The 20386-nt window shown below is 67.6% G+C and carries 19 protein-coding genes; 10 read left to right on the top strand and 9 right to left on the bottom strand.

The features are described from left to right. The first annotated feature begins 53 nt into the window (after positions 1-53). Positions 54-521, top strand: a complete 468-nt coding sequence (gene cadR / locus PM1_RS06840) for a Cd(II)/Pb(II)-responsive transcriptional regulator (protein WP_009616544.1) — start codon at positions 54-56, stop codon at positions 519-521. Positions 522-721: 200 nt separating this feature from the next. On the opposite strand, the gene PM1_RS06845 is transcribed toward cadR, so the two are convergent. Further along, positions 722-1069, bottom strand: a complete 348-nt coding sequence (locus PM1_RS06845; RefSeq protein ID WP_009616546.1) for a hypothetical protein — start codon at positions 1067-1069, stop codon at positions 722-724. Between the two features lie 194 nt (positions 1070-1263). Between PM1_RS06845 and ppc the strand changes: the two genes are divergently transcribed. The 7 genes from ppc (at position 1264) to PM1_RS06880 (ending at position 8453) form a co-directional block, all read left to right on the top strand. Then, positions 1264-3900, top strand: a complete 2637-nt coding sequence (gene ppc / locus PM1_RS06850; protein WP_009616547.1) for a phosphoenolpyruvate carboxylase — start codon at positions 1264-1266, stop codon at positions 3898-3900. A gap of 160 nt (positions 3901-4060) precedes the next feature. Beyond that, positions 4061-4708, top strand: a complete 648-nt coding sequence (adk, locus tag PM1_RS06855) for an adenylate kinase (RefSeq protein ID WP_009616548.1) — start codon at positions 4061-4063, stop codon at positions 4706-4708. 87 nt (positions 4709-4795) lie between these two features. Beyond that, positions 4796-5470, top strand: coding sequence for a tRNA (adenosine(37)-N6)-threonylcarbamoyltransferase complex dimerization subunit type 1 TsaB (tsaB, locus tag PM1_RS06860; protein WP_009616549.1), 675 nt, complete (start codon positions 4796-4798; stop codon positions 5468-5470). Between the two features lie 63 nt (positions 5471-5533). Further along, on the top strand, positions 5534-5884 hold the full coding sequence (locus tag PM1_RS06865; protein ID WP_009616550.1) for a hypothetical protein: 351 nt from the start codon (positions 5534-5536) through the stop codon (positions 5882-5884). After that, positions 5881-6741 carry a DUF72 domain-containing protein gene (locus PM1_RS06870; protein WP_152604465.1) on the top strand — a complete coding sequence of 287 codons (861 nt, stop codon included), beginning with the start codon at positions 5881-5883 and terminating at the stop codon, positions 6739-6741. Before PM1_RS06865 ends, PM1_RS06870 begins: the two co-directional genes overlap by 4 nt. Positions 6742-6792: 51 nt before the next feature. Next, complete coding sequence (locus tag PM1_RS06875; RefSeq protein ID WP_009616552.1) at positions 6793-7620, top strand: isocitrate lyase/PEP mutase family protein; 828 nt, start codon at positions 6793-6795, stop codon at positions 7618-7620. A gap of 47 nt (positions 7621-7667) precedes the next feature. Beyond that, the gene (locus PM1_RS06880; RefSeq protein WP_009616553.1) at positions 7668-8453 is read left to right on the top strand and encodes a class I SAM-dependent methyltransferase; all 786 of its coding nucleotides are present in this window, start codon (positions 7668-7670) and stop codon (positions 8451-8453) included. A 355-nt stretch (positions 8454-8808) separates the two neighbouring features. On the opposite strand, the gene PM1_RS06885 is transcribed toward PM1_RS06880, so the two are convergent. Further along, positions 8809-9441: a TetR/AcrR family transcriptional regulator gene (locus PM1_RS06885; RefSeq protein WP_009616554.1), complete on the bottom strand. Its 633-nt coding sequence runs from the start codon at positions 9439-9441 to the stop codon at positions 8809-8811. Positions 9442-9538: 97 nt separating this feature from the next. On the opposite strand from PM1_RS06885, the gene PM1_RS06890 reads away from it, so the two are divergent. Both PM1_RS06890 and PM1_RS06895 read left to right on the top strand, forming a co-directional pair. Further along, the gene (locus PM1_RS06890) at positions 9539-10642 is read left to right on the top strand and encodes an efflux RND transporter periplasmic adaptor subunit (RefSeq protein ID WP_009616555.1); all 1104 of its coding nucleotides are present in this window, start codon (positions 9539-9541) and stop codon (positions 10640-10642) included. 6 nt (positions 10643-10648) lie between these two features. Beyond that, positions 10649-13720 carry an efflux RND transporter permease subunit gene (locus PM1_RS06895; protein ID WP_009616556.1) on the top strand — a complete coding sequence of 1024 codons (3072 nt, stop codon included), beginning with the start codon at positions 10649-10651 and terminating at the stop codon, positions 13718-13720. A gap of 249 nt (positions 13721-13969) precedes the next feature. Here the strand turns inward: PM1_RS06895 and PM1_RS06900 are convergent, their stop codons facing one another. The 7 genes from PM1_RS06900 to PM1_RS06930 all read right to left on the bottom strand — a co-directional run bounded on the left by PM1_RS06900 (position 13970) and on the right by PM1_RS06930 (position 20355). Further along, entirely contained in the window at positions 13970-14647 is a 678-nt protein-coding gene (locus tag PM1_RS06900; RefSeq protein ID WP_009616557.1) for a DUF4197 domain-containing protein, read from the bottom strand. Between the two features lie 112 nt (positions 14648-14759). Next, positions 14760-15164 (bottom strand): YbaY family lipoprotein, encoded by a 405-nt coding sequence (locus PM1_RS06905; protein ID WP_009616558.1) that lies wholly within the window; start codon positions 15162-15164, stop codon positions 14760-14762. Between the two features lie 131 nt (positions 15165-15295). Further along, entirely contained in the window at positions 15296-17392 is a 2097-nt protein-coding gene (locus PM1_RS06910) for a YjbH domain-containing protein (RefSeq protein ID WP_009616559.1), read from the bottom strand. Then, a complete protein-coding gene (locus PM1_RS06915) occupies positions 17389-18156 on the bottom strand; it encodes a capsule biosynthesis GfcC family protein (protein ID WP_009616560.1) in 768 nt (255 codons plus the stop codon). The genes PM1_RS06910 and PM1_RS06915 overlap by 4 nt, the downstream gene beginning before the upstream one ends. Continuing rightward, positions 18153-18812: a YjbF family lipoprotein gene (locus tag PM1_RS06920; protein ID WP_009616561.1), complete on the bottom strand. Its 660-nt coding sequence runs from the start codon at positions 18810-18812 to the stop codon at positions 18153-18155. The genes PM1_RS06915 and PM1_RS06920 overlap by 4 nt, the downstream gene beginning before the upstream one ends. 21 nt (positions 18813-18833) lie before the next feature. After that, positions 18834-19943: a polysaccharide biosynthesis/export family protein gene (locus PM1_RS06925; protein WP_024128511.1), complete on the bottom strand. Its 1110-nt coding sequence runs from the start codon at positions 19941-19943 to the stop codon at positions 18834-18836. 139 nt (positions 19944-20082) lie between these two features. Next, positions 20083-20355, bottom strand: coding sequence for a hypothetical protein (locus PM1_RS06930; protein ID WP_074985241.1), 273 nt, complete (start codon positions 20353-20355; stop codon positions 20083-20085). Positions 20356-20386 lie beyond the last annotated feature (31 nt).

A 20386-nucleotide genomic window follows, 5' to 3' on the forward strand; every position in this document is an offset into this window, starting at 1 on the left:
ATTGCACACCCTGTAGCAACTACAGAGTCAAGCGGTTCCGGGAGGAAAGGCTGATGAAGATCGGTGAACTGGCGAAACTGACCGGCTGCCCGGTGGAGACCATCCGCTACTACGAGCGCGAGGGCCTGCTGCCGGAGCCGGCGCGCACCGGCGGCAACTACCGGCAGTACGACAACGCCCACGTCGAGCGGCTGTCGTTCATCCGCCACTGCCGCTCGCTGGACATGACCCAGGAGGAAATCCGCATCCTCCTCGGCCTGCGCGACCGCCCCGAGTCCGACTGCGGCACCGCCAACCGGCTGATCGACGAGCACCTGCACCACGTGGAAGTGCGCATCGCCGAGCTGCAGTCGCTGCGCCAGCAACTGCAGGAGCTGCGCGCCCGCTGCAGCGGCAGCGGCAACAGCGAGGACTGCGGCATCCTCCGCGAACTGCAGCTGCCCGCCGAGCCCTCGGCGGTGCCGGAAGCCTGCGCCGAGGCCGGGCACCTGCACGTGCCCGGGGTGCATGGCCGGCATTGAGAGAAGGCGGTAGATGCTCTGCTCTTCGTAGGAGCGAGCTTGCTCGCGAACCAACTCCGCCGCGGAATCCGTTCGCGAGCAAGCTCGCTCCTACGAAAAGCCGGGCTCGCCGTAGGGCTCCGTCCGCGACAGCCGCGTCATATCCCTGTAGGAGCGCGCCCTGCGCGCGAAATCGCGGGCAGGGCCCGCTCCTACGGCAGTCAGGAATGGCTCGGCTCTTCCTTGTGCCCCGTCAGCTCATGCAGGTACTTGCGCGACAGCTGCAGGAAGCGCGGGGTAGGGCCGACGTCCTCGTAGAGCGGGTCGCCCTGTTCGTCCAGCGCCACCACCTTCTGCCCCTTCACGTAGGGGAAGCTCGCCTCCAGCTCCTCTAGGGCCGAGCCGACCAGTTCGCCGAGCAGTTCCTCGACGCTGCGCTTGGGGTACATGTCGTGCAGCGCGGCCAGGCGCGCGGCGGTTTCCACGTCCAGCGGGATGCTGTAGCTGTGGCTGGTCATGCGTCCCCTGGCGTTCTGTTCCCAATGGCGTACCAGATCACGGATCTTCATGTTCACCTCATGGGCCGGCTCGTGGCCGGCGGGGAAGACGGCCCTGTTGGAGCCGCCGGGAAGAATTTCCCGAATCCTTCGGGATCACATCTAGCCTAGACGCTGTCGGAGCAGGATCGCGGGCGTTCGTCGCACGCTTGTCAGCCGGTGTCGCCAGACGGCACTGTAAGAAGACCAGACACGGAGAATCCCCCATGGCGGATATCGACGCGCGCCTGCGCGAGGACGTGCACCTGCTGGGCGAACTGCTCGGGCAGACCATCCGCAACCAGTACGGCCAGGCCTTCCTCGACAAGGTCGAGCTGATCCGCCAGGGCGCCAAGGCGGCGCGGCGCGGTTCGGCCGAAGGCGCGCGGCAGCTGGCGGCGGCCCTCGACGGCCTGGGCGAGGACGAGCTGCTGCCGGTGGCGCGGGCCTTCAACCAGTTCCTCAACCTGGCCAACATCGCCGAGCAGTACCACCGCATCCGTCGCCGCGGGCCGAAGGAGCCGCAGCCCTTCGAGCAGCGCGTGCTCGGCGAGCTGCTGGGGCGCCTGCGCAAGGCCGGCGTGGAGCCGGCGGAGCTGGCGCGCCAGGTGGCGCAGCTGGACATCGAACTGGTGCTCACCGCGCACCCCACCGAAGTGGCGCGGCGCACCCTGATCCAGAAATACGACGCCATGGCCGCGCAACTGGCGGCCAAGGACCACACCGACCTGCTCCCCGAAGAGCGCGAGCAGGTGGACACGCGCCTGCGCCGGCTGGTGGCCGAAGCCTGGCACACCGACGAGATCCGCCGCACCCGGCCAACGCCGGTTGACGAGGCCAAGTGGGGCTTCGCGGTGATCGAGCATTCCCTCTGGCACGCCGTGCCCGACTTCCTCCGCCACGTCGACGAGACCCTGCAAAGCTGCACCGGCCAGCGCCTGCCGCTGCAGGCCGCGCCCATCCGCTTCGCCTCCTGGATGGGCGGCGACCGCGACGGCAACCCCAACGTCACCGCCACCGTCACCCGCGAGGTGCTGCTGCTGGCGCGCTGGATGGCCGCCGACCTCTACCTGCGCGACGTCGACAGCCTGGCCGCCGACCTCTCCATGCAGCAGGCCAGCGAGGAACTGCTGGCGGAAACCGGCGAGGTGGCCGAACCCTACCGCGCCCTGCTCAAGCAACTGCGCGAACGCCTGCGCGCCACGCGGGCCTGGGCCCAGCGCGCGCTGAGCGAAGACGAGGTTGCACCCGAGGCGGTGCTGCAGGACAACCGCGAGCTGCTGGCGCCGCTGGAGCTGTGCCACCGCTCGCTGCACGCCTGCGGCATGGGCGTGATCGCCGACGGCGCGCTGCTCGACAGCCTGCGCCGCGCCGCCACCTTCGGCCTGTTCCTGACGCGCCTGGACATCCGCCAGGACTCCAGCCGCCACGCCGCCGCCCTGAGCGAAATCACCGAGTACCTGGGCCTGGGCCGCTACCAGGAGTGGGACGAGGCGGTGCGCCAGGAATTCCTCCTGGAGGAGCTGGGCAACCATCGCCCGCTGCTGCCGGCGGACTACCAGGCCAGCGCCGACACCGCCGAAGTCCTGGCCACCTGCCGCGTGGCGGCTGCCGCGCCGGCGGCCTCGCTGGGTTCCTACGTCATCTCCATGGCCGGCCAGCCGTCCGACGTGCTGGCGGTGCAACTGCTGCTCAAGGAGTGCGGGTTGCGCCGGCCGCTACGCGTGGTGCCACTCTTCGAAACCCTCGACGACCTGGACAACGCCGGCCCCTGCATCGACCGCCTGCTCGGCCTGGACGCCTACCGCGAGGCCCTGGCCGGGCCGCAGGAAGTGATGATCGGCTACTCCGACTCGGCCAAGGACGCCGGCACCCTGGCCGCCGCCTGGGCACAGTACCGCGCCCAGGAAGCGCTGGTGGACATCTGCCGCGCCCATGGCGTCGAGCTGCTGCTGTTCCATGGCCGCGGCGGCACCGTCGGGCGCGGCGGCGGCCCGGCCCACGCGGCCATCCTCTCGCAGCCGCCGGGCTCGGTGGCCGGGCGCTTCCGCACCACCGAACAGGGCGAGATGATCCGCTTCAAGTTCGGCCTGCCCGGCATCGCCCGGCAGAACCTCGACCTCTACCTGGCCGCGGTGCTGGAGGCCACGCTGCTGCCGCCACCGGCGCCGGAGCCGGCCTGGCGCGAGGAAATGCAGCGCCTGGCCGCCGATTCCCTGGCCGCCTACCGCCAGGTGGTGCGCGAGACGCCGCAGTTCGTCGACTACTTCCGCGAGGCCACGCCGGAACAGGAACTCGGCCGCCTGCCCCTGGGCAGCCGCCCGGCCAAGCGCCGCCAGGGCGGCATCGAGAGCCTGCGGGCCATCCCGTGGATCTTCGCCTGGACGCAGACGCGGCTGATGCTGCCGGCCTGGCTGGGCTGGGAGAGCGCGCTGTTCAACGCCATCGACCGCGGCGAGGGCGCCCTGCTGCAGCGCATGCGCGAGCAGTGGCCGTTCTTCCGCGCGCGCATCGACATGCTGGAGATGGTCCTGGCCAAGGCCGACGGCGAAATCGCCCAGCTCTACGACGAACGTCTGGTGCAATCGGAACTGCGACCATTAGGTGCGCATTTACGCGACCTATTGTCGCAGGCGCTGCGCGTGGTGCTCGGCCTGACCGGCCAGCAGCGCCTGCTGGCGCAGGCCACCGAGACGCGCGAATCGATCGCCGTGCGCAACATCTACCTGGACCCGCTGCACCTGCTCCAGGCGGAGCTGCTGGCCCGTTCCAGACGCTGCGAAGGCGACGCCTGCGGCGGTCTGGAACAGGCCCTGCTGGTGACGGTGGCGGGCATCGCCGCGGGGCTGCGCAACACCGGTTGAGCGGCCCCGGCCACGACTTTCCGGTGGCTTGTGCGCTCAGGGTGCGCTGTGTATCTTGATCAGCCTTTCGGCGTATTCCTGCGCCATTTCAAGCATGTTCAGATAGGCCCCATAAGGCAGATCCGGGATTTCGCTTTCAACAAGACTAAGGAGCATATCGATGCGTGTGATTCTGCTCGGGGCGCCCGGTGCCGGCAAAGGTACTCAGGCTCGCTTCATCACCGAGAAGTTCAGCATTCCGCAGATCTCCACCGGGGACATGCTGCGCGCAGCGGTCAAGGCCGGCACCGAGCTGGGCCTGCAGGCCAAGAGCGTGATGGATGCCGGCGGCCTGGTTTCGGATGACCTGATCATCAACCTGGTCAAGGAGCGCATCGCCCAGCCCGACTGCGCCAACGGCTTCCTGTTCGACGGTTTCCCGCGCACCATTCCCCAGGCCGAGGCCATGAAGGAAGCCGGCGTGAGCATCGACCACGTGATCGAGATCGCCGTCGACGACGAAGAGATCGTCAGCCGCATGGCCGGCCGCCGCGTGCACCCGGCTTCCGGCCGCGTGTACCACGTCGAGCACAACCCGCCGAAAGTCGCCGGCAAGGACGACGTCACCGGCGAAGACCTGATCCAGCGCGAAGACGACCGCGAAGAGACCGTGCGCCACCGCCTGTCGGTCTACCACACCCAGACCAAGCCGCTGGTCGACTTCTACCAGAAGCTGGCCGCCGTCGAAGGCACCCCGAAGTACAGCCGCGTCGAAGGCGTCGGCTCGGTGGACCAGATTACCGCCAAGGTCCTGGCCGCGCTCAGCTGAGTCGCCGCCCGACCTGCACCAGAGGCCCGCTTGCGGGCCTTTGGCGTTTATAATGCCCGCCCTTTTTCAGCTTGCCGGAAGACCCCGATGCCCACCCTGCTGGCCCTGGACACCTCCACCGAAGCCTGCTCCGTCGCCCTGCTGCACGACGGCCGGCGTTTCAGCCGCCACGAGGTGATCCCGCGGCTGCACGCCAAGCGCCTGCTGCCCATGGTGCAGGAACTGCTCGACGAGGCCGGCATCGCCCTGGGCGCGGTGGACGCCATCGCCTTCGGCCGCGGCCCCGGCGCCTTCACCGGCGTGCGCATCGCCATCGGCGTGGTGCAGGGCCTGGCCTTCGCCCTGGACAAGCCGGTGCTGCCGATCTCCGACCTCGCCGTGCTGGCCCAGCGCGCCCACCGCGAGCACGGCGCCAGCCAGGTAGCGGCCGCCATCGACGCGCGCATGGACGAGGTCTACTGGGGTTGCTACCGCCTGGAGCAGGGCGAGATGCGCCTGGCCGGCGCCGAGGCGGTGCTGCCGCCGGAAAAGGTGGCGCTGCCGCGCGACGCCGAGGGCGACTGGTTCGGCGCCGGCACCGGCTGGGGCTACCGCGAGCGCCTGGCGGTTAAGGTCCGGGCCGAGGACGCCAGCCTGCTGCCCAACGCCGAAGACCTGCTGGACCTGGCGTTGTTCGCCTGGGAACGCGGCGATGCCGTGCCGGCGGACCAGGCGCAGCCGGTCTACCTGCGCGACAACGTCGCCACGCCCAAGGCCGGCTGACCGGCGATTGCCAAGCTCCTGGACGCTCGCTAGAGTGAAATCCTTACCCGCTGAGCCCTGAACATGCGCATCGACGGCCTGTCCAGCTACTCCATCACGCCCGACTCCGGCAGCCGCCCCGGCACCGCGGTCACGCCTTATCGCGAGGTCATGCGCGAGGCCGAGGCGCGTCGCGAGCAGCCGGCCTCGGTGGCCGCCAGCCAGGGCCTGGAACAGCAGGCGCAGACGCGCTACGTGGAGCCGGGCAACGCCGGCAGCGGCAGCCTGCCCATCGTCCTCAGCGACGTCCTGGCCTACCAGCGCCCGGTCAGCAACCGCGCCGCCCAGGCCCTGGCCAGCTACAGCAGCACCGCCAACCTGCCGCTGGGCGGCTACGACGCCCCGGAAGTGCTGGGCATCGACCTCTACGCCTGATGGGCCTGCCGTACTACCTGGGCTGCCCGTCGTGGAACGAGCCCGCCTGGCGCGGCAGCTTCTACCCCGCCGACCTGCGCCCGGCCGACACCCTGGGCTTCTACAGCCAGGTGTTCAACGCGGTGGAGGGCAACACCACCTTCTATGCCCGGCCCAGCGCCGACACGTTGCAGCGCTGGGCGCAGACCATGCCGGCGGACTTCCACTTCTGCGCCAAGCTGCCCCGCGACATCAGCCACGAAGGCGATTTGCGCGAGCAGTTCGGCGCCACACGCGACTTCCTCGACCTGCTGGTGCCGCTGGGCAACCGGGTGAGCCCGCTGTGGCTGCAGCTTTCCGCCGGCTTCGGCCCGCAGCGCCTGGGCGAGCTGGCCGCCTGGCTGGACGAGTTCGGCGCCCGGCGCATCGCCGTGGAAGTGCGCCACCCGGCGTTCTTCGACAAAGGCGAGGAGGAGCGGCTGCTCAACCGTCTGCTCCATGAACGCGGCGTGGAACGCATCTGCCTGGATTCGCGGGCGCTGTTCGCCTGCCAGTCCGACGACCCGGCGGTGCGCCATGCGCAGTCGAAGAAACCGAGGATTCCGGTGCGCCCGGCGGCCTTCAGCGATAGCCCGCAGGTGCGCTTCATCGGCGGGCCGGACCTGGACGCCAACCAGGCCTACCTGGCGCCCTGGGTGGACAAGGTGGCCGGCTGGATCGAGGACGGCCTGACGCCCCACGTGTTCCTCCACACCCCGGACAACCACCGCGCCGCCGAGCAGGCGCAGCGCTTCCACGCCCTGCTGGCCGAGCGCCTGCCGGGGCTGCCGGCGTTGCAACTGCCGCAGCCGGAAGTGGAGCAACTGGGCCTGCTATGAGGCCGCGGTTGCGCTAACCTGCAAGCTCCCATTCGCACGGAGAGCGCCCCCATGACCACCCAACACGAACGCGGCCTGGCCTTCCAGGCCCTGCACCGCCGCGACGGCCTGTTCGTCCTGCCCAACCCCTGGGACGCCGGCTCGGCGAAGATGCTCGCCGGGCTGGGCTTCGAGGCCCTGGCCACCACCAGCGCCGGCCTGGCCTTCGCTCTCGGCCGCTGCGACGCCGAAGGCGAGGTGAGCCGCGAGGAAGCCCTGGCCAATGCCCGCGCCATCGTCGAAGCGACGCCGCTGCCGGTGGCCGCCGACCTGGAGAACGGCTACGGCGACGCGCCCGAGGACTGCGTGGCGACTATCCGCCTGGCCGCCAGCATCGGTCTGGTGGGCGGCTCCATCGAGGACGCCACTGGCCGCCCGGACGATCCCATCTATCCCTTCGAACTGGCGGTGGAACGTGTGCGCGCGGCAGTGCAGGCCGCGCACTCGCTGGAATTCCCCTTCACCCTGGCGGCCCGCGCGGAGAACCTGCTGCACGGCCGCGACGACCTGGACGACACCATCCGCCGCCTGGTGGCCTTCGCCGAGGCCGGCGCCGACGTGCTCTACGCGCCTGGGCTGACCACCCGCGAGCAGATTGACGCGGTGGTACGCGCGGTGGCGCCGCGGCCGGTGAACGTGCTGGTCGGCTCGCCGGCTCTGCAACTGTCGCTGAGCGACCTGGCCGAGCTGGGCGTGAAGCGCATCAGCCTGGGTTCGTCGCTGGCGCGGGTGGCCTACGGCGCCTTCTTCCACGCCGCCAGCGAACTGGCCGGCGGGCGCCTGGAGGCGACCCAGGAAGGCATGCCCTTCGCCCGCCTCAACGCGCTGTTCCGGCGCTGAGCCGGGGCCTGCGGTAGAATCGGCGCTTTTGCACCGGATCGACCCGCATGAGCGCCAGCGCAGACACTCCCCGCATCATCGTCCAGGCCCTGGAGCCCCACTACCGCGAAGCCGCCGGCCAGTGGGCTCGGCGCCTGGGCCTGGAACTGGCGGAGGAGGGCGCGGCGGACTTCGCCCTGCAACTGGGCGAGCAGGGCCTGCAACTGCTGCAACTGGGCCCGGACTCGCCGGGCCCGGTGCGCGTGGACTTCCTCGAAGGCGCCGCCGCCCACCGCCGCCAGTTCGGCGGCGGCAGCGGGCAGATGATCGCCAAGGCGGTGGGCGTGCAGCCGGGTGTGCGGCCACATGTGCTCGATGCTACCGCCGGCCTGGGCCGCGACGCCTTCGTCCTCGCCACCCTGGGCTGCGAGATGCAGCTGATCGAGCGCCAACCGCTGATCGCCGCCCTGCTGGAAGATGGCCTGGCCCGCGCGGCGCGAGACCTGGAAGTGGCGCCGATAGTGGCGCGCATGCAACTGCGCCAGGGCAACGCCATCGACCTGATGGGCGCCTGGCAGGGCGAGGCGCCCCAGGTGATCTACCTCGACCCCATGTTCCCGCACCGCGACAAGAGCGCCCTGGTGAAAAAGGAAATGCGCCTGTTCCGCCCCCTGGTGGGCGACGACATGGACGCCCCGGCGCTGCTCCAGGCGGCCCTGGCCCTGGCCAGCCACCGCGTGGTGGTCAAGCGCCCGCGCAAGGCGCCGATCATCGAGGGCGCCAAGCCGAGCTACAGCCTGGAAGGGAAGTCGAGCCGGTATGACATCTATCCGTTGAAGTCGCTCAAGCTCTGAGCGGAGGGGCTTTTCGTAGGAGCGAGGGGGCGCCTAGCTCTTGCTCGCGAACAATGGTGTCAGGCCTTGCTCCAGAGCGAGGTCGAAGTCCGTCCCCTCTCCCCAGCCCTCGGCTGCGCGCCCCGCCCTGAAGGGAGAGGGGGCTTGTCCGTGCCGAGAGAAGGAGTGGTTTCAGCCGGAACCGCTGGAGTTGCCGGCGAACTCCAGAATATCCGTGTCTGCCCAACGGTCCCCTCTCCCTTCAGGGAGAGGGTTAGGGAGAGGGAGCGGAGTAAAGCACTGACATCGAGGTCCCGGGTGAGCACCGTTCGCGAGCAAGCTCGCTCCTACAGGAGAAGCGCCTACGGCATACGCCTCAAGGCCGATAAGCCCGCAAAAACAACTCCACCACCTCCTGCACATGCCTTTCGCTCTCCTCCACCGGCGGCAGCTCGGCGCAGCCGATCAGCAGGCGGAAGTGCACGCAGCCCTGTACCAGCATCAGAAAGTGCTCGGCGGCGTTGCGTGCGTCGCCCTCGCGCAGTTCGCCCTTGCGCTGGGCCTGGGCGATCAGCCGTTGCATCTGGTCCAGCACGCGCTGCGGGCCGGCGTCGAAGAACATCTGCGACAGCGCCGGGTTCTGCCCGCCCTGGGCGATCATCAGGCGGCTCAGGGCGATGGCCTCGGGGCTGTTGATCAGGCGGTTGAAGCCGCGCGCGATGTTCAGCAGCAGCTCGCGCGTGGGCGCGTCGGCCGGCGGTTCGTGGAACAGCTCCGGCACCTGCTCGGCGCACTTGGCCTGCACCGCCTCGCAGAACAGCGTCTCCTTGTCGGTGAAATGGCTGTACACGGTGAGCTTGGAAACCCCGGCCTCGGCGGCGATGGCTTCCATGCTGCTGCCGTCGTAGCCGTTGCGCACGAACAGTTCCTTGGCGGCTTCGAGGATCGCCTGGCGCTTGGCCGGGTCCTTGGGGCGGCCGGGGCCGTTGGGGATGGAAGGCTGGGACATTTTATTTTCGCTTCAAATACTGGACTGGTCGGTTTTGTATTCTTACTATACCGCCGAGTATAAGAATTCAACTGCGTTTTGCGAAAGGTCATACATCATGTTCCGCCATGCCTTGTCCGTCGCTGTCCCTCTCGCCTTCTCCCTGACCCTAGCTGCCTGCGGCAACGGCGAACCTGCCAAGCCGGCGCTGCGCCCGGCCATGGTCGTGCAGCCGCAGCTGGCGCGTTCGGTCACCGAGGCCTACCCGGGCGAGGTGCGCGCCCGCCACGAGCCGGAGCTGGCGTTCCGCATCGGCGGCAAGGTGGCCAAGCGCCTGGTGGAGACCGGCGAGCGCGTGCGCCGCGACCAGCCGCTGGCCGAACTGGACCCCGAGGACGTGCGCCTGCAGCTGGAGGCCAACCGCGCCCAGGTCGCCGCCGCCGAGGCCAACCTGCAGACCGTGCGTTCGGAATACCAGCGCTACAAGGTGCTGCTGGAGCGCAAGCTGGTCAGCCAGTCGCAGTTCGACAACATCGAGAACACCTACCGCGCCGGCGAGGCGCGCATGAAGCAGGTGCGCGCCGAGTACGACGTGGCGCGCAACCAGGCCGACTACGCCGTGTTGCGCGCTCCGCAGGACGGGGTGATCTCGGCGCGGCGCGTCGAAGTGGGGCAGGTGGTGGCCGCCGGGCAGACGGTCTTCACCCTGGCCGCCGATGGCGACCGCGAGGTGTTGATCAGCTTCCCCGAACACGCCATAGAACGCTTCCGCATAGGCGAAGGCGTCAGCGTCGAGCTGTGGTCGCAGCCGGACAAGCGCTTCAGCGGCCACATCCGCGAACTGTCGCCGGCCGCCGATCCGCAGTCGCGCACCTTCGCCGCGCGGGTGGCCTTCGACGATGCCAAGGTGCCGGCCGAGCTGGGCCAGAGCGCCCGCGTGTACATCCACAGCGAGGGCGCCGTGCCCCTGGCCGTGCCGCTGGCGGCGGTGAGCGCCGAGGGCGGCCAGCCGTTCGTCTGGGTGGTCGACCCGAAGGATGCCAGCCTGCACCGCCGGCCGGTGCGCATCGGGCCCTACACCGAGGACCGGGTGCCGGTGCTCGAAGGGCTGCAGCCCGACGACTGGGTGGTCGCCGCGGGCGTCCAGGTATTGCGCGAAGGCCAGCAGGTACGCCCGGTCGACCGCGAGAACCGTTCGGTCAAGCTGCTGGCGAAGGAGTGACGCAGGATGCGCTTCAACCTCTCCGCCTGGGCCCTGCAGAACCGACCGATCGTACTGTTCCTGATGCTGCTGCTGGGCATCGCCGGGGCGCTGTCCTACACCAAGCTCGGCCAGAGCGAGGACCCGCCCTTCACCTTCAAGGCCATGGTGGTCAAGACCAACTGGCCCGGCGCCACCGCCGAGGAAGTCTCGCGCCAAGTCACCGAGCGCATCGAGAAGAAGCTGATGGAGACCGGCGACTACGACCGCATCGTCTCCTTCTCGCGCCCGGGCGAGTCGCAGGTGACCTTCGTCGCCCGCGAGGACTTCAAGTCCAGGGACATCCCCGAGCTGTGGTACCAGATCCGCAAGAAGGTCAGCGACATCCGCTACACCCTGCCGCAGGGCATCCAGGGGCCGTTCTTCAACGATGAGTTCGGCACCACCTTCGGCAATATCTACGCGCTGTCCGGCAAGGGCTTCGACTACGCGGTGCTGAAGGACTACGCCGACCGCATCCAGCTGCAGCTGCAGCGCATCAAGGACGTCGGCAAGGTCGAGCTGGTCGGCCTGCAGGACGAGAAGATCTGGATCGACCTGTCGAACACCAAGCTGGCCACCCTCGGCTTGCCCCTGGCCGCGGTGCAGAAGGCCCTGGAGGAGCAGAACGCGGTGAGCGCCACCGGTTTCTTCGAGACCGCCAGCGACCGCGTGCAGTTGCGGGTGTCCGGGCGCTTCGATTCGGTGGAGGACATCCGCCAGTTCCCCATCCGCGTGGGCGACCGCACCTTCCGCATCGGCGACGTGGCCGAGGTGCACCGCGGCTTCAACGACCCGCCGGCGCCGCGCATGCGCTTCATGGGCGAGGACGCCATCGGCATCGCCGTGGCGATGAAGGACGGCGGCGACATCCTGGTGCTGGGCAAGGCGCTGGAAAACGAGTTCCACCGCCTGCAGCAGAACCTGCCGGCGGGCATGGAGCTGCGCAAGGTGTCCGACCAGCCGGCCGCCGTGCGCGAAGGCGTGGGCGAGTTCGTCCGGGTGCTGGCCGAGGCGCTGGTCATCGTGCTGCTGGTGAGCTTCTTCTCCCTGGGCCTGCGCACCGGCCTGGTGGTGGCGCTGTCGATCCCGCTGGTGCTGGCGATGACCTTCGTCTGCATGCGCTACTTCGACATCGGCCTGCACAAGATTTCCCTCGGCGCGCTGGTGCTGGCGCTGGGCTTGCTGGTGGACGACGCGATCATCGCCGTGGAGATGATGGCGGTGAAGATGGAGCAGGGCTACGACCGCCTCAAGGCGGCCAGCTTCGCCTGGACCAGCACCGCCTTCCCGATGCTCACCGGCACCCTGGTGACCGCCGCCGGCTTCCTGCCGATCGCCACCGCGCAGTCGGGCACCGGCGAATACACCCGCTCGCTGTTCCAGGTGGTGACCATCGCGCTGCTGGTGTCCTGGGTGGCCGCGGTGATGTTCGTGCCCTACCTGGGCGCCAAGCTGCTGCCGGACCTGGCCAAGCGCCATGCGGAAAAGCACGGCGGCAGCGACAAGGGCCACGACCCTTACTCGACGGGCTTCTACCAGCACTTCCGGCGCCTGGTGGAGTGGTGCGTGCGCCACAACAAGACGGTGATCGTCCTGACCCTGCTGGCCTTCGTCGGCTCCATCGCCGCCTTCCGCCTGATACCGCAGCAGTTCTTCCCGCCGTCGGTGCGCCTGGAGCTGCTGGTGGACCTGAAGCTGGCCGAGGGCGACTCGCTGGCCGCCACCGCCGAGCAGGTCAAGCGCCTGGAGAAGCTGCTCGCCGAGCATCCGGGCATCGAGAACTACGTGGCCTACGTCGGCACCGGCTCGCCGCGCTTCTACCTGCCGCTGGACCAGCAGCTGCCGGCGGCGAGCTTCGCCCAGTTCGTGGTGCTGGCCAAGGACCTGAAGGGCCGCGAGGAGGTGCGCCAGTGGCTGATCCAGCGCATGGCCGAGGACTTCCCCACGCTGCGCAGCCGCATCAGCCGCCTGGAGAACGGTCCGCCGGTGGGCTACCCGGTGCAGTTCCGGGTGTCCGGCGAGCACATCCAGCAAGTGCGTGAGCTGGCGCGCAAGGTCGCGGCGAAGATGCGCGAGAACCCCCACGTGGTGAACGTGCATCTGGACTGGGAGGAGCCGAGCAAGGTCATCCGCCTCAACCTCGACCAGGACCGCGCCCGCGCCTTGGGCGTGAGCACCCAGGACGTCTCGCAGTTCCTGCAGAGCTCGCTGACCGGCTCCACCGTCAGCTACTACCGCGAGGACAACGAGCTGATCGAGATCCTCCTGCGCGGCGACGCCCGCGAGCGCCAGGACCTGTCGCAGCTGCCGAGCCTGGCCATCCCCACCAACAACGGCCGCAGCGTGGCGCTGTCGCAGGTGGCGACCCTGGAGTACGGCTTCGAGGAAGGCATCATCTGGCGGCGCAACCGCCTGCCGACGGTGACCGTGCGCGCGGACATCTACGACGACTCGCTGCCGGCCACCCTGGTCAAGCAGATTTCCCCGACCCTCGATCCGATCCGCGCCGAGCTGCCGGACGGCTACCTGCTGGAAGTGGGCGGCACGGTGGAGGATTCGGCCAAGGGGCAGAACTCGGTGAACGCCGGCATCCCGCTGTTCCTGGTGGTTGTGATGACCCTGCTGATGATCCAGCTGCGCAGCTTCTCGCGCATGGCCATGGTGTTCCTCACCGCGCCCCTGGGGCTGATCGGCGTGACCCTGTTCCTGCTGGTGTTCCACAAGCCCTTCGGCTTCGTCGCCATGCTCGGCACCATCGCCCTGGCCGGGATGATCATGCGCAACTCGGTGATCCTGGTGGACCAGATCGAGCAGGACATCGCTCACGGCCTGGACCGCTGGCACGCCATCATCGAGGCCACGGTGCGGCGCTTCCGCCCCATAGTGCTGACCGCGCTGGCGGCGGTGCTGGCGATGATCCCGCTGTCGCGCAGCGCGTTCTTCGGGCCCATGGCGGTGGCCATCATGGGCGGGCTGATCGTCGCCACGGCGTTGACCCTGCTGTTCCTGCCGGCGCTGTATGCGGCCTGGTTCAGGGTGAAGAAGGAACCTGCGTAGGGCGTATGACCGTTCGCGGTCATACGCCCTAGGGTCCGGGACAACCCTGTAGGAGCGAGCTTGCTCGCGAACGGTACTTGCAGCCACAAACGACACCGCAGGATGGCGCCTACCTTCCAGGCTACTCAGGACAGCTCCCTCTCCCTTCAGGGAGAGGGTTGGGGAGAGGGAGCGGAGTCACCTGATACGACGATGTAACCGGAAAAACACCCTTCGCGAGCAAGCTCGCTCCTACGAGTTCCGCGGGCCTCAGAGCGCTCCAAAAACCTTCTTGGCCAAACTGGTAGCAGCCCCCGCCGGATTCTCCCGAATCCCCTTCTCCTGCTGGGCGATCACCTTGAACAGCCCATCCAGCGCCTGCTCGGTAACATAGCCCTCGACATTCGCATCCTTGGCATCGACCACGCCAAAAGCCGCGGCTTGGCTGGCGAAGGCGTTGTACTGCTTGGCCAGGCCGACCTTGTCGGTGGCCTGCTTGACGATCGGCAGGAAGCGCTGGCGCAACTGCTCGCGGCTGCTGCGTTCCAGGTACTGGGTGGCGGAATCGTCGCCGCCGGCGAGGATGCCCTTGGCGTCCTGCACGGTCATCTTCTTCACCGCATCCACCAGCAGCGTCTGGGCCTGCGGCACGGCGGCCTCGGCAGCCTGGTTCATACTGGCTTCCAACTGGTCGACCTGGGCGCCCATGCCGAATTGCTTCATCACCTTGGCGGCCTTGCCCAGCTTGCCCGGCAGCTCGATGCGCACGGCCGGATCGTTCGTGAAGCCACCGGGCTTGCCCAACTGCTTGACCGCGATCTGCGCGCCCTGGCTCAGGGCATCCTTGAGGCCGCCGCTGGCGTCGGTCTGGCTGAGGTTGGCGAGGGACAGGGCGAAGGCATTGGCGGACAACAGGGCGCCGGCCAGCAGGGCGGTGAAACGCAGCATCGGGATTCCTTGTGGGGCAGGGCGGAACCTTCGCCGAGCGTCTCGGCGAAGGAAGAAGGGGCAAGCTTAGCGAGGCCGCGCCGGCAACGGAACCCGGCCGCAGGAGGACGGATCAGCGCACCGCGTCGACGCGGATTCGCAGCGGCTGCGGATCGCTGCCGTCGAGCTTGACGCTGTGGCGTTCGGTGCTGATGAACAGCAGCTTGCCGGCATTCTCGATACGCGCGCTGACCGCATAGCTGTGGCCGGGCTGGACCCGCTGCGGGTCGTAATCGAGCTTGAAGGCCACCGGCACCTGCTGCCCGCCGGGCAGCGTCTGCGAAGCCAGCTCCACGGCCGGCGCATCGGCCAGGGAAACATCCTGCAGGCTCACCGAAACCTGTGCCCCCGGCGGCAACGCAATGCGCTGCAGATAGAACACCTCGCCACTGAGCGAGGCGCTCTGCGAAGGCGAATTCGAGGCGCAGGCGGCAAGCACGCCGGTCATGAACAGGAGGGGGAGGGCGGTGAGCTTCATCGACGGATTCCTTCCGGATAGAACGGGCGTCATCCGACACAGCTTAGGCGCAAAGGTTGCGAGAGGGGTTGTAAGCGGAGGTTTCGCTGATCTGCAGCAAGCAGCCCCGCCGTTGCGGCGGGGCTGGGGGCTTACTCGGTGATCTTGCTGAAGCTGCCGTCGAACATGTCGACGTTGCGTCCGTCGGTGAGGGTATACAGCGAGTAGCTGCGGCCCAGGCGGGCGCCACCGTCACGAGTCAGCGGGGCCCAGGCCAGGTTGGCGCGGCGCATGGTCGAGCTGCTCATGATCTCGTCGAAGGGGATGGACACGTAGATGCCCTTGTCGAAGCTACCTTCGCCGTACTCTTCCTTGGAGGCGGTGGTGAGCGTCACCCAGCCGCCGAAGCGCACGCCGTTGCTGAACTCGCGCGACAGGTCGATGGTGGTGCCCCAGTCGCGGGCCAGGTAGCGGCCCACGCTGACCGCGGCCAGTACGTCCTGGAAGTCGGTCTTCAGGTAGCCGGTGACATGGCCGGTGAGCACCTTGTAGTCGCGCAGGCCGAAGTCCTGCTCGAAATCGCGCTGGCGCACGTAGTTGAGGTCGCCACCGATGGCCCAGCGTTCGCCCTGCGGGCGATACAGCAACTCGCCGCCGACGCCGGCGAACATCGACTCCAGGTAGCCGCCGTAGACCATGCCGTACATGTCTTCGTCCAGGCGCTTGACCTTGTTCAACTGGAAGGTCGGCATGGTCACGTCGGAGGTGGTCCAGTACTCGCGCAGGTAGGTGCGCACGCGCGGCAGGTTGGACGGCGCGTCGTACTTGAACTTGTCGAAATTGTTCAGCAGGTTGGCGCTGAGCGAGCCGCTCCACCAGGTGTCCGGGGTGAAGCGGTACTCGCCGTTCAGGTCCGCGGTGAACTGGTAGAGCAGGAAGCCGTCGGGGCCGCCGACGTTCTGCTTGTAGCCCAGGCCGAGGCCGTAGCTGAACGGGTCCGGCTTCTGTGTGTAAAGCACCTTCTCCTGGTGCGGCAGCGGCCAGTTGCTCTCGGTGCCACGGCGCAGGTCGTCCAGCGGGCGGTCGTTGTTCACCACCTCGCGGAAGGTCTCGCGCGGCACGCTGGTCTCGATGACCGGCAGGTCGTAGCGCTTGTCCACCACGGTGAAGTACTTGATGTCGTCATCCACGCTGTTGTCGAGGATGCGCGCCGCGCGCCCTACCGCCTTGGGCGGGTAGAGGTAGCGGGTCTGCTCGCCGTAGACGACGATTTCCTTGTCGCGCTGGGTGATGCGCTCGACCTTGTAGCCGGCGTTGTTCTGCAGGCGCCTGGACACGTTTGCCCAGTCCACCTGGTCCGGATGCAGGTCCGGCGCCTTGGCCGGCAGCGGTTCGGCCGGTGGGTCGAAGGTCTTGGCCGGCGCCGAGCGGGAAGCGAAGTTGGTATGCAGGGTGATGCCGAACATGGCGGTGTTGCCACGTTCCCAGCCGGCGGTCAGGTCCACCGAGTCGCTGGCTTTGAAGACGAAGCCGAGGTTGATCGGGGAGCTTTGGTCCTGGTTGTTGCTTAGCGGTTCGCGCTTGTAGTCGTTGCCGTCGTATTCCAGCTTGAGCGCCAGGCGATCCCAAGGGGTTTGCCAGAGCACGCCGCCGAAGATGCCGGGAGAACCGCGGAAATAGTTACTGGCGTCGAAGGAACCAGCATTGGCTACATCGCTGGTGGGGATTGGACGGTCGTCGTACTTGTCGTCTACCCAGCCCAGCGGGTTGCTGAAATCACCACGGTTACCGAGGTAACCCCAGGCAATGCCCAGGCTGACGTCGAAGTTCCCGAATCGCTTGTTGCCGACGAAGTATTCGCTGGAGAACAGGCCGGTACCGCCGATGTCCAGTGCGCCTACCGCGAGTTCCGGTGTCCAGCGGCTTTCCTGGAGCAGGCGGAATTTGGCGTCTACCGCCTTGTCCTTGTAGCTCTGGTCGCCACTGAAGTCTTCGGCGCCGTAACGGCGGTTGCTGATGGACGTGTAGCGGAACGAGGTTTCCAGCCAGTCGAATGGCTGCAGGGCAAAGCTGTAGCGCGAATAGGGATCGACACGGTTGGCGGTGACTGCGACGTCCCCGGCAGGTGCCATGCGTGCCGTGGGCGTCTGCATCAATCCCATGATGCCGAAGTCGTTTCTTGTGTCGCGAGGTTCGGCATGGGCCATGGTCCATGGCAGCAGCAGGCAGAGGGAATAGCGGAGCTTCATTGCGCCACCTCGGACAACGGTTGGGTGGCGATGAATTGGGCCATTTCTTCATTCAGCTGCGGGACGGGGCTATCCGGCCCGGCCGACTTGATAGGTACCAGGATGGTCGCACCCGGCGCAGCGGGCTGGCCTTCCTGGAGGTTCCACAGGGCGATGCCGAGGCGAGTGACCTGGCCGTCCGGCTGGATCAGATAGACATAGTCGGGATCAGCTTCCGGCAGCGACGGGCACGCAGCGGAATAGTCGCGTGCCTGCTGCATCGGCACGTGGGTGAAGTAGCAGTCGGCCGCCACGGCACCCAGCACACGTACCGCACTCGGCCGGGCCGGGAAAATGAAAATGTCGCCAGGCGACACCAGGCTGTTCTGCGCCGGGGTGACTTCAACCTCGACAGGGTCCAGCAGGTGCAGGCGTCGGCCACTGACCGGCAGGCTGGCCACCTGGTCATAGAGGCGCTTGGTGAGGGTGGAAAGCGTGGGCTGATCGTCCAACAGGGCTTTCTGTTGCAGCATGGACAGATCGAACAGGATGCCGGCCTTCAGGCGTTTCTGCTCCGGCACAAGCTTCGATTGCAACCACGCGGCGCCCAGCCAATAACTCTCGGCATCGACCTGGGCGGTACGGAAGACGTCGCCAAGGCGAGTAGTCGCGGTAATGGCCACGGGGCCGGACCTGGCAGCGTCGCCGCGAACTTCGACGGAGTCGCCGGCCATGGCCGGGCCGGCCAGCAGCAGTGCGGCCAGGGCGAGAAGGCGAATGCTCATTTGCCTGCCCCCCGATACGGACGCAACTGGGTGATCGCAACCTGCAGGTCGGGCGTGACCTGTTGCAGGCTCTGCATCACGAAGCCGTCTTGGGGGTCCACCCAGTATTTGTTCGTGGCGCTGAAGCCCAGCAGGGGCGCGCGGATGTCTTCATCGACGCGCAGCAGGTCGTAGTCGCGCTCGAGGATGCTCACGCGCTCCAGGCCGACCTTGTGGAAACTGCTCTGCACCGGAATCCCCAGGCGATAGCCGCTCGCCAGATCGATCCAGCGCTCGCTGCGCTGCCCATCCGCCAGCTTGTGCAGGCCGACGTGGAACGGCGAGTCGGCCCCAACGCGCGTGCCGGCGAGGTTGTCACCGAAGCCGGTGGTGCGCACCACCAGGCCATCCCGCATCATCAGCACCTGGTGGGTAGAGGCGAGCCAGAACTGCAGATCGCCCTGCTGGCGCACCAGCGCCATCACGGCTTCGCCGCCCTGGGTCTGCAGCTTGATCTGGTAATAGGGCACCGCATCCACCTGGGCCTGGGTCAGCTCAAGCGGCTTCGGGCCCTGGGTGGCGGCGCGCAGGGTGTCCCACGACGCCTGCATCAGCGGGTTGCAGGCGGATAGCGACAAGGCCGCCCCGGCCAGGGCGGCGAATTGGAGGAGTTTCACGTCGGTTGACCTGAGCTCGGATTAGTTGTCGTCGTTCAGGTCGCTTTTGATATTGGCACCCGTACCAAGGATGGTGGTGGACGGCACCAACTGACTGATGAAGCGGTTCCAACGAGTCACGCCTGCAGGGCCGACATAGACCACGTCCTGCGGCTCAAGGTTGAAGCGCTGGGCGAGGATGAAGGCTGTGGGCGATTGTGCGTCCAGTTGGAATACCTTGGCAGGTTCGCGCTCCAGGTCTTCAACGCCGCGAATCACGTAGACGGCCTTGCCGTTGGAACTGGCCTGGTTCAAGCCGCCGACGCTGCCCAGTGCATCGGCCAGGTTCAGGTACTTGGTCTTGTAGGTGATGGCGCGTGGGCTGTTCACTTCACCCATCAGGTAGACCTTCTTGCGGTCGTTGTAGGGCAGGTAGATCTGGTCGCCATCCTTCAGGTAGACGCTGTAGAGCTGGCTCTGCTGCTGGTCGTTGAGTGCGTCCAGGTTGAGCTTGTACTCGCGGCCATCGCGCTTGAGGACCATGTTGGAGAGGTCGGCGGAGCCGGTGTTCACACCTGCGGTGCTGACCGCCTCCATCAGGCTGAGCGGGGTAGCGGTAATGGCCTGCGGGCCGGCTTTTCCGAAGGCGCCGCTGAGGATCACCTTCTGGCTGGAGAAACGCATGATCGCCAGGTCGACTTGTGGGCTTTCCACATACTGGGACAGGCGGCTGGAGATCTCCGAGCGCACCTCCTCGATGGTCCGACCTGCGACCTTGACGGTGCCGATGTAGGGATAGAACAGGGTGCCGTCAGGACGAACCAGACGGCCGTTGGCATCAATCTGTTGCTGCTGACCGGAAGGGGCAGTCAGTTCGGGGTGGTCCCAGACGGTGATGTAGAGAACGTCGGTGGGCCCGATGCGATAGTCCTGCGGATGATAGGCCAACAACTCGGCCGGCACCTGGCTCCCAGTCTCCGTCGCGGCGTTCACCGCCAGCAGCTTGGGGGTGATCTGTACCAGCTCGACGCGGCTGCTCTCGGCGGAGTCATCGCGAACGATGCGGCTGGTATCCATATTCTGGCCAGGGGCGAACATGCAGCCCTGGAGCGAAAGAGCGGCGACAACGACAACGGATAAAGAGCGGATCATGGGAAGGAACTACGCAGCAAGCCGATACGGCAACGCCCGGGAGACCGGAAGCCGTGAACGGAGTTGATAGGAAACGGAATGAAGTGAACCCTACCGCCGCGATGACGCGGCGGCAGGGTTCAGCGGCTACAGACTGATATCAGTTAGTGCCGGTGGTACCAGTGGTACCAGTGGTACCGGTAGTACCCGGAGTGCCGTCATGGCCACCGCCGCCACCGCTATTGGAAGCGGCAACGCCAGCTGCCACTACGGCAGCACCGATACCAATGGCGCCACCTACGGTGACACCGCCGGCAACCGGGGTGGACAGGGTCAGCGGTTCGGAAGAAGCCGGCGCGTCGGCCGGTGCTTCTGCCGCCAGCAGCGACGTGCTCAGGGTCGCCAGGGCGGCGAACGTCAGCAGTTTTTTCACGTTAAGACTCCTTGTGGGGTCGTTCCTTCAG

Source organism: Pseudomonas sp. M1 (genome assembly GCF_022760135.1).
GTDB lineage: Bacteria > Pseudomonadota > Gammaproteobacteria > Pseudomonadales > Pseudomonadaceae > Pseudomonas > Pseudomonas citronellolis.